Source organism: Streptosporangium sp. NPDC050148 (assembly GCF_055586505.1).
Genome location: NZ_JBVJIA010000068.1, coordinates 1 through 12,410 on the forward strand (window position 1 = coordinate 1; position 12,410 = coordinate 12,410).

Here is a 12,410-nt window from a genome sequence, read left to right on the forward strand (position 1 = left end):
ACCCCAGCGACAACCGCCCCGAGAACAACACCCCCTGCGAATCGGCCACCACCACCACCGCACCCAGCAACGGATGATCCACCGAACCCAGACCGGCGGACGTCAGGTCGACGGTGTCGGTCGCGTCGAGCCAGTAGCGCTCGCGCTGGAAGGCGTAGGTGGGCAGCTTGACCCGGCGCGGGTCGTGGGGGGCGAACAGCGGTGTCCAGTCCACCGGTGCCCCGTGCACGTACGCCTCGGCCAGCGAGGTGACGAACCGGTCCATGCCGCCTTCGCCGCGGCGCAGCGACCCGATCGCGACCGCGTCGGCGCCCATGGCCTCCACGGTCTCCTGGACGCCCATGGCCAGCACCGGGTGCGGGCCGACCTCGATGAACACCCGGTGGCCCTGCCCGAGCAGGGCGCGGACGGCCTCGTCGAAACGCACCTGCCTGCGGAGGTTGGTGTACCAGTAGTCGGCGTCCAGCCCGGCGGTGTCGATCGGCCCGCCGGTCACCGTGGAGTAGAACGGGACCTCCACCGACCTGGGGGCGATCCCCGCCAGGCCGTCGGTGATCCGCTCCTTGAGCGGCTCCACGTACGCCGAGTGCGAGGGGTAGTCGATCGAGATCCTCTTGGCGCGGACGCCCTCGGCGAGGAGGCTTTCGAGCACCTCGTCCAGGGTGGCCGTGTCGGCGGAGAGCACCGTCGAGCCCGGGCCGTTCACCGCGGACACCGACACGCGGTCGCCCCAGGGGGCGAGCCGCTCGCGCATCCGGTCCTGCGGCAGGGAGACGGCCACCATTCCGCCGCTGCCGGACAGCCGCTCGCCGATGGCGAGGCTGCGGAGCGCGACGATCTTCGCGGCGTCCTCCAGCGACAGCGCGCCCGCCACGCAGGCGGCGGCGACCTCGCCCTGCGAGTGGCCGACCACGGCGTCGGGTTCCACGCCGTACGAGCGCCACAGCTCCGCCAGCGAGACCATGACGGCCCACAGGGCGGGCTGGACCACGTCCACCCGGTCCAGCGGCGGCGCGCCGGGCTCGCCGCGCAGCACCTCCGCCAGCTTCCAGTCGACGACGTGGGAGAGCGCGTCGGCGCACTCGGTGAGCCTGGCGGCGAACACCGGCGAGGTCTCCATCAGCTCGACGGCCATTCCCGCCCAGGTGGGTCCCTGTCCGGGGAAGACGAACACCACCCCGGGGGCGGGGTACGCGGTGCCGCGGACGACGTTCGGCGCGGCGGTGCCCGCGGCCACGGCGCGCACGCCGGCCAGCAGCTCCTCGCGGCCGGTGCCGACGACCACGGCGCGGTGCGGGAAGGCGGTCCGGGAGACGACCGAGGAGTGGCCGACGTCGACCGGGGAGAGGCCGGTGTCGGCGTCCAGGTGGGCCGCGAGGCGTTCCGCCTGCGCCCGCAGCGCGTCCGCGCCCCTGCCGGAGATCACCCAGGGCACGACCGGGTCGGGGGCCGCGGGCGCGGATGACACGGGCGTGGCGGGCTCGCCGGACGGCGCCGGGGCGGCGGGCTCCGGCTCGGGGGCCTGCTCCAGGATGACGTGGGCGTTGGTGCCGCTGACGCCGAAGGAGGACACCGCGGCCCGGCGCGGGGCGCCGCCGGTCTCCCAGGGCTCGCTCTCGGTCAGCAGGGTGACGTCACCGGCCGACCAGTCGACGTGCGGGGACGGCTCGTCCACGTGCAGGGTCCGGGGCAGCACGCCGTGCCGCATCGCCAGCACCATCTTGATGACGCCGGCGACCCCGGCGGCGCCCTGGGTGTGCCCGATGTTCGACTTGATCGATCCCAGCCGGAGCGGCGCGGCGTCGCCCCGGTCGCGCCCGTACGTGGCCAGCAGCGCCTGCGCCTCGATCGGGTCGCCCAGCGCGGTGCCGGTGCCGTGCGCCTCGACGGCGTCGACCTGGGCGGCCGACAGGCGCGCGTTGTCCAGGGCCTGTCGGATGACCCGCTGCTGCGCCGGGCCGTTCGGCGCGGTCAGGCCGCTGCTCGCGCCGTCCTGGTTGATCGCCGAGCCGCGGACGACCGCCAGCACCGGGTGTCCCAGGCGGACGGCGTCCGAGAGGCGTTCCAGCAGGAGCATGCCCGCGCCCTCGCCCCAGCCGGTCCCGTCGGCGGCGGCGGCGAACGCCTTGCAGCGGCCGTCGGGCGACAGGCCGCGCTGGCGGCTGAACTCCACGAAGGTGCTGGGCGTGGACATGACCGTGACCCCGCCCGCCAGGGCCATGGAGCACTCACCCTGGCGCAGCGCCTGGACCCCCAGGTGCAGCGCGACCAGGGACGACGAGCAGGCGGTGTCGACCGAGACGGCCGGGCCCTCCAGGCCCAGGACGTAGGCCACCCGGCCGGAGGCGACGCTGCCGTCGCTGCCGTTGCCGATGTAGCCGCCCAGGTCCTCGGGGACGACGCGGATCCGGGAGCCGTAGTCGTGGTAGATCACCCCGGTGTACACGCCGACGGAGGTGCCGCGCGCGGAGGTCGGGTCGATCCCGGCGTCCTCGAACGCCTCCCAGGCGGTCTCCAGCAGCAGCCGCTGCTGCGGGTCCATCGCCACGGCCTCGCGCGGGTTGATCCCGAAGAAGGCGGGGTCGAACTCGGCGGCGTCGTACAGGAAGCCGCCCGAGCGGGTGTAGCTCTTGCCGGGGCGGTCGGGGTCGGGGTCGTAGAGGTTCTCGACGTCCCAGCCCCGGTTCTCCGGGAACGACGAGACGGCGTCCGCGCCCTCGGCCAGCAGCCGCCACAGCGCCTCGGGCGTGTCGGCGCCGCCGGGGAAGCGGCAGCTCATCCCGACGATCGCGATCGGTTCGGTCTGCCTGCTCTCGGCCTCCCGCAACCTCTGACGGGTCTCCCGCAGGTCCGCGGTCGCCTTGCGCAGATAGTCGAGAATCTTGCCGTCGTTCTCCACCACGTCACCCCTGTCGGACCGTGAGAGGGCCTCGCCCGGCCGACGGTGCGTACCGGGTCGAGGCATGAGGGAAAGGGCGCTCGCATCGCGGGGCGACCCGTGTTCGGCGTTCCGCACCCGGTCGGCGCGGAGGTTTCCGTGCCGACCGGCACGAAGGGTTCCGTGCCGGTCGGCACGAAGGGTTCCGGCCGGCGCGGATCCGGCCGGTCGGCGCGGATCCGGCCGGCCGGCGCGGATCCGGCCGGCCGGTGCGGAGGAGGGAGGGGTCAGCCGGTCGGCGTCCGCTCGCCGGAGCGCGCCCGGTGCAGGGCGACGACCTCCTCCAGGTCGCGCACGAGGTCGTGCGGGGTGGGGGTGGTCTCCGCCACCTGCCTGATCCTGGCGGCGTTCTCCGTGAAGGACGGTTCGCCGAGCAGCCGCAGCAGGCCCTCCCGCAGGGTCGCGGCCGAGAGGTCCTCGGGCCGGATGACGAGGCCGGCGCCCTCCGCGGCCACCTGCCGGGCCATGCCCCCCTCGTCGTAGAGCTTCGCGGGGACGACGAGCTGCGGCACCCCGTGCGCGATCGAGGTGCCGAACGTCCCGGTGCCGCCGTGGTGGACGATGACCGAGCATCCGGGCAGCAGCGAGTTGAGCGGGACGTAGTCGACGACCCTGATGTTGTCGGGCACCTTGACGTCGGGGTCGAGCTGGGCGGCGTTGAGGGTCGCGACCACCTCGACGTCGAGGTCGGCCACGGCCTCGAACAGGTCGGTGGCCCGGATGCTGCCGTTGCCGCCCCAGACCTCGCGGCCTGACACGCCCAGGGTGAAGCAGACGCGGGGGCGTCCGGGCCCGGCCGTCTTCAGCCAGTCGGGGATGACGGCGGGGCCGTTGTAGGGGATGAACCGGACGGGCAGGTAGTCGTGCTCGACCGGGAAGCGCGTCCAGACCGGCATGGAGTCGACGGTGGCCTGCCCGAGGACGGCCTCCTCTTCGTAGGCGCAGCCGTACCTGGCCAGCTTCGCGGTGACCCAGTCGGCCACCGGGTCCTCGTCGGCCGCGCCGGGCCGTTCCGCGCGCAGCCGGAGGAAGAGCGAGCGCATCCGTCCCCAGTGGTCGCGTCCGAAGGTGGACCGGACGTGCGCGGCGCCGCAGGCGCGGGCCGCGACCATGCCGGGGAAGGTGATGGAGTCCCAGACCACCAGGTCCGGCCGCCACTCGCGGCAGAAGCCGACCAGGTCGTCGTACATCGAGTCGTCGGTGATGAGGTCCAGCGCGAGGGGCGAGGCGAACGCGGCCATGCAGTCGCGGACGTACTCGTAGGTGAGCACCTCGGGCCGTTCCTCGGCGATGTCGTAGCCGGAGCCGAAGATCTGCTGGTCGGCGGGGATGCTCGCGAGCCGCTCGGCGATGTTGGAGGGGTCGCCCACCGGCAGCGCGGTCAGGCCGGTCCTGGTGACGTCGTCGACGATGTCCGGCTGCGTGGCGACGATCACCTCGTGACCCGCGGCCTTGAGGGCCCACGCGATCGGGACCACCAGGAACAGGTGGGCGGCCGCGGCGTGCATGGTGAACAGGACACGCATGAAGACTTCCTCCGAATGACTAGATCGCACGACCGGTCGGCCCGCGCGCCATGAGGCCGGGGCACTCGCCTTCGTACGCCGGGGCGGCGTACCGCACCGGCGAGGTCCGGAACGGTTCTGGGATCCGGCCGGAGGATCCGGGCCGGCGATCTTCCGGTCACCGTTCTCCACGCCGGCTCGATTAGCACGCTACATACACCCGTACCGGGAAACCGACCCCTAGCGCACCCCTCAGCCTCCCCTGTGGGAGACCGCGTCCCCGGCCCCGTCCGGGGCAGGGCCACCTGCCGCACGAGCAGGTCAGGAAGGGGGTGGCGGGGTGGGTCGCGGGCACCGGCGGGGACGGGCGCGCGCGAGGACCCGGGGACCCGGGCCGGGCAGGGGCAGGGGTCCCCGGGCAGGGGTGGGACGGACGCCCCGCCCTACGGGTCGGAGGGCCGGACGGTCGTCACGGGGCGGGCGCGGGTCGCGGCCCACGCGGGCGGCAGCGCCCCCATCAGCGCCGACAGGCCCGCTGCGCAGACCACGATGACGTAGAGGTAGACCGGCCCCGACGGGAGCGGGGAACCGCTGATCGCGATGGTGAAGAGCAGCAGGACCGGGACGAACACCACGGTGCCCAGCACCACGCCGATGACGGTGACCAGGACGCCCTCGATGCCCATCATCCGCAGTACCTGTCCCCGGCTGGAGCCGATCAGCCGTTGCAGCCCGAACTCCCTGCCGCGCCGCGCCGCGCCCGCCGCCTGGATGCTGATCACCGAGATCACCACGAAGGCGAGCACCGTGCCGATGAACAGGTAGTTCACCCAGGCCCGCGTCCGCTGCCGCTCGGTGTGCACGACGGACAGCACGCTCGCGTCGGACACCCGCATCCCGGGGATCGTGCCGCCCACCTCGGCCAGGGCGGCCCTGACCGCGGGGACGGCGCCGGGCGTGGCCGCGCGCACGAGGATCTGGGGCGGCAGGCCGGCCGTGGTGTGCGAGGCCAGCAGGGAGGCGGGCATCAGGATCGTCTCGTCCCCCGGCCTGGCCGACAGCAGCGCGACCACCCTGAGGTCAACCGCGTGTCCGTCGCCCAGGCGCATCGTGACGGTGTCCCCGAGGTCGCGGCCCAGTTGCAGAGCGTGTCCCTCGGCCAGCGCGACGGAGTTCCCGCGCAGGTCGGCGAGCGAGCCCGCGACGAGCCGGAACGCGGTCACCGACTCGGCCGCCTCGGCGGTGATCCCCTGGACGGGCCAGCCGTCGTCGTTCTGCCAGACGTCGTAGGGGCGCTCCAGGAACGCGGTGCCGGTCACGAACTCCGAGGCGCCCGCGACGCCCGGGACGGACCGGACCCGGTCCAGCACCCCGGAGGCCAGTCCCCCGGTGCCCGCGGTCAGCACGACGTCGGCGCGCAGCCGCTCGACGTACACGCGCTCGGCCGCGTCCGCGGGGCTGGTCTGCAGGTAGACGTTGGACAGGGCGATCCCGGTGACGAGCATGATGGGCGTGGCCGCGGCGGCCACCCGGACCGTCCGGGCCCGCGCGTTGAGGATCGCCAGGTGGCCGATCTGGCCGAACAGGGCGCGTACCGGCTGGCGGAGCGCGTCGGTCATCGCCCGCGTCGTCAGGGGGGCGACCAGGGCCATCCCCACCGACAGGGCGAGCACGGTGAGGGTGGCCGTGCCCGCCGCGGGCGGGCGGGGCGCCACCACCACCGAGACCGCGAGCGCGGCGCCGCCGCCCAGGCAGAGGACCGTGATCGCCGACCGTACGGGGCCGAGCGGGCGGCCCCGGAGCGCCGCGCCGGCGGGCCTGCCGACGGCCGGGACCAGTGACGCCCGCCTGGCCGGGAGGAACGCGGCCGCGGCCGCGGCGAGCAGGCAGACCACCGCCGAGACCAGGACCGGGGTCCAGCCCTGCTGGAACGGCATCACCTCCGGCACCACCCCGTCGGCCACCAGCAGCCGGAAGAGCCGGTGGCCGAGATAGGGCCCGAGCAGGCTGCCCGGTACGACGGCGACCGCGGAGACCGTCATCGCCTCGGCCAGCACCATGCGCCGGATCCGCGCCCGGGACGTGCCCATCCCCCGCAGCAGCGCCATCTCCCGCCCGCGGTTCTGGACCGACATGCCGAGCGTGCTCGCCACGGCGAGCAGCGCGACCATGAACGTGATCCCCGCGGTCACCCCGGAGATGACGACGAGGTTCTCGGCGCCGTCCCTGCCGTCGGGGAACTCGGCCAGGCCGCGCCGGTCACCGGTCAGCGCCACCGCGGCGTGCCCGCGCAGCGTGTCCTGGATCCTGGCGCGCAGTGCCGCGGCGTCGGTCCCGGGGTCGGGCAGGACGGCGGCCGCGTCGACCGTGCCCGGGTGCCCGGCCAGGTGACGCGCGTCCGGGGCGGAGAAGAAGAGCGCGGCCCCGGTGATCTCGCGGCCGCCTGCGGGGGCGGCGACGCCGGTCACCCGGTAGACGCGGGTGACGCCGGCGACCGCGATCCGGACGCTGTCACCGGCCCGCAGGCCCGAGCGCCCGGCCGTCGCGGAGTCGAGCACCACGTCGCCGGGGCCGGCCGGCGCGGTGCCCTGCCGGAGCCGGTAGGGCGCCAGGGCGGCGGAGCTCCAGTCGTGCCCGGTGGCCGCGGGCCGGTCCCCGAGCAGGACGGTGGCCGGGAACGACAGGTCGCCGATCACCCGTTCCACGCCCGGGAGGGCGCGCACGGTGTCGAGCAGGGCGGCGCCGAGCCGCACCCGTTCGGTCAGGCGCGTCCACTCGGTGTCGTCGTCCCGGGGGTCGGCCTTGGGCATGGCGTAGGACGGGTCGCCGGCGATCACGATCGGCGCCCCGGCCAGGCGCTGGGGAGGCAGGACCTCGCGCACGCCGGTCTCCATCAGCGCCCCGGCGGCCGAGATCATGACCGCGCCGAGGAACATCGCGGTGAAGACGGCGGCGAAGACGTCCTTGCGGAACTGGAGTGTGCGCAGAGCCAGCCTCCACATCAGCCCGCGACCCCTCTCTCCGGCCCGGGGGGCCTGTCCCAGACGCCGAGGTGGGTCATCCGCTGGATCACCGCCCGGTCGACGGGGAAGTTCAGCTCGTCGACGATGCGGCCGGCGGACAGGAAGGCGACCCGGTCGGCGTAGGAGGCGACCAGCGGGTCGTGGCTGGCCATGACGACCGTCTGCCCGGTCTCGCGCACCGTCTCCTGGAGCAGGCCGAGGACCTCGTCGGTGTCGCGGGCGTCCAGCGCGCCGGTCGGCTCGTCGGCGAAGATCACCGCGTGGCGGGTGACGAGCGCGCGGGCGATGGCGACCCGCTGGCGCTGCCCCGGGGACAGCTCGAACGGCCGGTGGCGCATGTGCTCGGCCAGGCCGACCCTGCGGATCACGTCGACCAGGAGGGAGGGATCGGCGCTCCGGCCCGACAGCGCGAGCGGCAGGGTGACGTTCTCCTCCACGTCCAGGGCGGGCAGCAGGTTGAACGTCTGGAAGATGAAGCCGACCCGGTCGCGGTGCAGCCTGGTCAGCGCCGTCTCGTCGAGCCCGTTCAGCTCCTCCCCGTCGAGGGTCACCGTCCCGGAGGTGGGCCGGTCGAGCCCGGCCGCACACTGCAGGAGCGTGCTCTTGCCCGAACCGGACGGTCCGATGATCGCGGTCACGCTGCCGCGCGGGCAGCCGATCGTCACACCCCCCAGGGCGAGGACGGAGTCCGTCCCGCTCCGGTAGGACTTCCGCACCGATTCGAGGCGGACGATCTCGTCTGTCCGGTCGCTCTGCTCGCTGATCCCTTCGGTCTCCATAGGACGAAAGTTAATCAGTGGACGGTAACCGACACATCGATCTGAAGAGCCATTCCCTTCATCCCTGGGGCGGGGCGTCGTGAGGATCCGGGGGTTCCCGGGACCGAGCCCCTCGTACCGGGTACGAGGGGCTCGGTCCCGGCCGAAAGCCGTCACAGTTCGCTGTCGAGGATGTCGAACAGCTCGTCGGCGGTCGCCGATCCGAGCTCAGGCCCGCCGGTCCCCGGCGTCTCCCCCCGGTGCGTCTCGATCCACCGGGAGGTGAGGGCGCGCAGGCGGCCGGTTATCCTCTCGTGCTCGGCCGGATCGGGCGCGACGCTCTCCATCGCCCGCTCCAGCCTGGCCAGCTCCGCCTCCAGCGTCGCCGCAGGCGGCTCCTCGGTGACCAGCTCGCCCCTGATGTGCTCGGCGACCGAGGCCAGGGTCGGGTAGTCGAAGATGAGGGTCGCCGGCAGCCGTACCCCGGTGGCGGCGCCGAGCCGGTTGCGCAGCTCGACGGCGGTCAGCGAGTCGAAGCCCAGCTCCTTGAACGGCCGGAGCGGGTCCACCGCGTCCTCGTCGGCGTGCCCGAGGACCGCGGCGACGTGGGTGCGGACCAGGTCGGTCAGCAGGCGGTCGCGTCCGCCGGGCGACAGCGCCTGCAGCCGCTCCTGCAGCGAGCGCTCGGCCGGGGCCGGGGCGGCGTCGCGGGCCGCCCGCCGGGTCGTGACGGTGACCAGCCCGCGGAGCATCGCCGGTGGCGCGTCGTCCCGGGAGCGCAGCGCCGCCAGCTCCAGCCTGATCGGCACCAGCGCGGCCTCACCGAGACCGAGGGAGGCGTCGAACAGCTCCAGCCCGGCCTCGGCCGTCAGCGGCAGCAGGCCGGACCGGCGCAGCCTGCGCAGGTCGGTCTCGCCCAGCCGGGCCGTCATGCCGCCCACCTCGGGCGCCCACATGCCCCAGGCGAGGGACACCGCCGGCAGGCCCGCGGACCTGCGGCGGGCGGCCAGCGCGTCCAGGAACGCGTTGGCGGCCGCGTAGTTGCCCTGGCCGCCGCCGTCGAGCGTGCCGGCCGAGGACGAGAACAGCACGAACGCCGACAGGTCGAGGTCGCGGGTGAGCTCGTGCAGGTGCCAGGCGGCGTCGGGCTTGGGCCGCCAGACGGTGTCGACCTGGCCGGGGGTCAGGGAGCCGACGACGCCGTCGGCCACGACACCGGCCGTGTGCACGACCGCGGTGAGCGGCCGTCCCCCGGGCAGGTCCCCGAGCAGCGCGGCCAGCGCGTCCCGGTCGGCGACGTCGCAGGCGACGACGGTGACCTCGGCCCCGGCCGCGGCCAGCTCCTCGCGGAGCGGCCCGGTCCCCGGGGCGTCCGGCCCGCGCCGCCCTGCCAGCACGAGGTGGCGGGCGCCGTGGGCGGTGACGAGGTGCCGCGCGACCAGGGCGCCGAGCCCGCCGGTGCCGCCGGTGACGAGCACCGTCCCCTCCGGGTCGAGCGGTACGGGCACGGTGAGCACGAGCTTGCCGACGTGCCTGGCCTGCGCCATGAAGCGGAACGCCTCGGGGGCCTGGCGCACGTCCCAGGTACGGACCGGCGGCGGGACGAGCACGCCCCGCTCGAACAGCCGGACCAGCTCGACCAGGATCTCCGCGGTCCGGTCGGGACCGGCGTCGGACAGGTCGAACGCGTGGTAGGAGACACCGGGGTGCCCGGCCGCGACCTGCCCGGCCTGGCGCACGTCGGTCTTGCCCATCTCGGCGAACCGGCCGCCGCGCGGCAGCAGGTCCAGGGAGGCGTCGACGAACTCCCCCGCCAGCGAGTTGAGCACGACGTCGACGCCGCGCCCGCCGGTGGCCTCCAGGAAGCGCCGCGAGAATCCCAGGTCGCGGGAGGAGGCGATGTGGTCGTCGGCGACGCCGAGCGCCCGCAGCGCGTCCCGCTTGCCGTCGCTCACCGTGCCGTAGACCTCCGCGCCCAGGTGGGCGGCCAGCTGTACGGCGGCCATGCCGACACCGCCAGCGGCGGCGTGCACGAGCACCGACTCGCCCTGGCGCAGCCCGGCCAGGTCGACCAGGCCGTAGTAGGCGGTGGCGAACACGGCGGGCACCGCGGCCGCCTCGGCGAAGGTCCAGCCGGACGGGATCGGCACGACCATCCGGTGGTCGACCACCGCGTAGGGGCCGAACCCGGCGTCGACGAGTCCCATCACGCGGTCGCCGGGCGCCAGGCCCGGCACTCCGGGCCCGACCTCGACGACCACTCCGGCGGCGTCCGCGCCCAGGTCGGCCCTGCCCGGGTACATGCCGAGGGTGATCATGACGTCGCGGAAGTTCAGGCCGCCCGCGCGGACCGCCAGGCGTACCTGGCCCGGCTCCAGCGGACGCTCGGCGGCGTCGCAGGCCGTCAGCGCGAGGCTGTCGAGCGTGCCCGGCGTGGTCACCTCCAAGCGCCAGGCCGTCGTGCCGGGCGGCGGTTCGAGCATGCCCGCCGAGGCGGCCCTCGCCAGGCGCGGCGCCAGGGCCGTGCCCTCGCGCAGGGCCAGCTCGGGTTCGCCCGTGTTCAGCACGGCGGGCAGGGCGCGCCGGGAGTCGTCGGTGCCGTCCACGTCGACGAGCAGGAACCGTCCGGGGTTCTCCGCCTGCGCCGCGCGGACCAGACCCCACAGGGGTGCCTGTACGAGGTCGGGCGGGCCGTCGCCGGAGCCGGTCCTGACCGCGCCCTCGGTCACCACCGCCAGCCGGGTCCCGGCGAGGGCCTCGTCGGCGAGCCAGGCGCCCAGCAGGTCCAGGGTGCGCAGCGTCGCGTCGTACGCCGCCCGGGGCGGGGTGCCGGACGGGCCGGTGGCCGGCTCGCCGGGGGCGGCGACCAGCACCGTCCCGGGCAGGGCGGGCATGGCGCGCAGCGCGGCGAGGTCGGCGGCGAAGGGGACCTCCAGCCCGGCCGAGCGCAGCGCCCGGCCCAGCTCGCCGTCCTCGGCACCGAGGACGAGCCATCCCCCGCCCCCCGGTACGCCGCCGTCGGCGACGACGGGCACGGACGTCCAGTCGACCCGGAACAGCGACTCCCCGCGGGTGTCGCGGGCGGCGCCGAGCCGGTCGCCGGTGACGGGACGCATCACCAGGGAACCGATGCTGACCACCGGGGCACCGGTGCCGTCGGCCACCTGGAGCGACGCGGCGTCGGAGCCGTTCCGCCGGACCCGTACCCGCACCGACGAGGCGCCGGTCGCGTGCAGCGCGACCCCGTTCCAGGCGAACGGCAGCTCGACCTGTCCCTGCGGCGCGGTGCTCCCGCCGAGCTCGACGGCGTGCAGCGCGGCGTCCAGCAGGGCGGGGTGGATGCCGAAGCGCGCGGCGTCACCGGCGACGCCGTCGGGCAGCACGACCTCGGCGAACACCTCGTCGTCCCGGCGCCACGCGGCGCGCAGTCCCTGGAAGGCCGGGCCGTAGCCGGCCCCCTCGGAGGCCAGCCGGTCGTAGAGCCCGTCCACCGGTATCGGCCGGGCACCGGGTGGTGGCCATTCGGCCAGGTCGAAGTCACCGGGCTCGGCGGACGGCGTCAGCACGCCGGTGGCGTGCCGCGTCCAGGGCTCGTCGTCCGCCCCGCTCCTGGAGTACAGCGACAGCGGGCGGCGTCCGGAGTCGTCGGCGCCGCCGATGACGGCCTGCAGCGCGACCGCGTCCCTGCCGGGCAGGACGAGCGGGGCCTCCAGGGTGAGCTCCTCGACGCCGGCGCAGCCGACCTGGGTGCCCGCGCGGACGGCCAGCTCGACGAAGGCCGTACCCGGCACGATGACCGTGTCCAGGATGGTGTGGTCGGCCAGCCAGGGGTGGCTGTTCAGCGAGACGCGGCCGGTCAGCACGGCTCCGCCGGACTCGGGCAGCGTCACCACCGCGCCGAGGAGCGGGTGTTCGGCGGGGACCTGGCCGAAGCCGGTCGCGTCACCGGTGAGCCCGTCGGTCTGCAGCCAGTAGTGGCGGTGCTGGAAGGCGTAGGTCGGCAGTTCTATCCTGCGGGGCCCGGCCGCACCGGTCCCGTTGGTCCCGTTGGTGTGGCCGTTGGCCTTCGCCGCGGACGCGTGGCCGGTCCGGGCGGCGTCGGTGAAGAACGTCTCCCAGTCCACAGCGACTCCCCTGGTGTGCAGGGTGGCCAGGGCGGTGACCAGCTCGGCGGGTTCGTCGCGGT

5 protein-coding genes are annotated in these 12,410 nt (G+C 75.0%); all 5 read right to left on the reverse strand.

The annotated features are described in order from the left end of the window. Positions 1–2,902: type I polyketide synthase (locus ACZ6RT_RS37245; RefSeq protein ID WP_470158810.1), on the reverse strand; the 2,902-nt coding region annotated here is incomplete at its 3' end. 263 nt (positions 2,903–3,165) lie between these two features. Next, the gene (locus ACZ6RT_RS37250; RefSeq protein ID WP_470158812.1) at positions 3,166–4,464 is read right to left on the reverse strand and encodes an activator-dependent family glycosyltransferase; all 1,299 of its coding nucleotides are present in this window, start codon (positions 4,462–4,464) and stop codon (positions 3,166–3,168) included. Positions 4,465–4,886: 422 nt separating this feature from the next. Then, positions 4,887–7,445, reverse strand: a complete 2,559-nt coding sequence (locus ACZ6RT_RS37255) for an FtsX-like permease family protein (protein ID WP_470158814.1) — start codon at positions 7,443–7,445, stop codon at positions 4,887–4,889. Next, entirely contained in the window at positions 7,445–8,245 is an 801-nt protein-coding gene (locus ACZ6RT_RS37260) for an ABC transporter ATP-binding protein (RefSeq protein ID WP_399197303.1), read from the reverse strand. Before ACZ6RT_RS37260 ends, ACZ6RT_RS37255 begins: the two co-directional genes overlap by 1 nt. Positions 8,246–8,397: 152 nt before the next feature. Further along, positions 8,398–12,410: SDR family NAD(P)-dependent oxidoreductase (locus ACZ6RT_RS37265; protein ID WP_470158816.1), on the reverse strand; the 4,013-nt coding region annotated here is incomplete at its 5' end.

What these genes read in the sequence shown, in the direction of transcription:
- ACZ6RT_RS37250 (WP_470158812.1), bottom strand. Translation starts at nt 4,464, where the DNA reads ATGCGTGTCCTGTTCACCATGCACGCCGCGGCCGCCCACCTGTTCCTG.
- ACZ6RT_RS37255 (WP_470158814.1), bottom strand. Translation starts at nt 7,445, where the DNA reads ATGTGGAGGCTGGCTCTGCGCACACTCCAGTTCCGCAAGGACGTCTTC.
- ACZ6RT_RS37260 (WP_399197303.1), bottom strand. Translation starts at nt 8,245, where the DNA reads ATGGAGACCGAAGGGATCAGCGAGCAGAGCGACCGGACAGACGAGATC.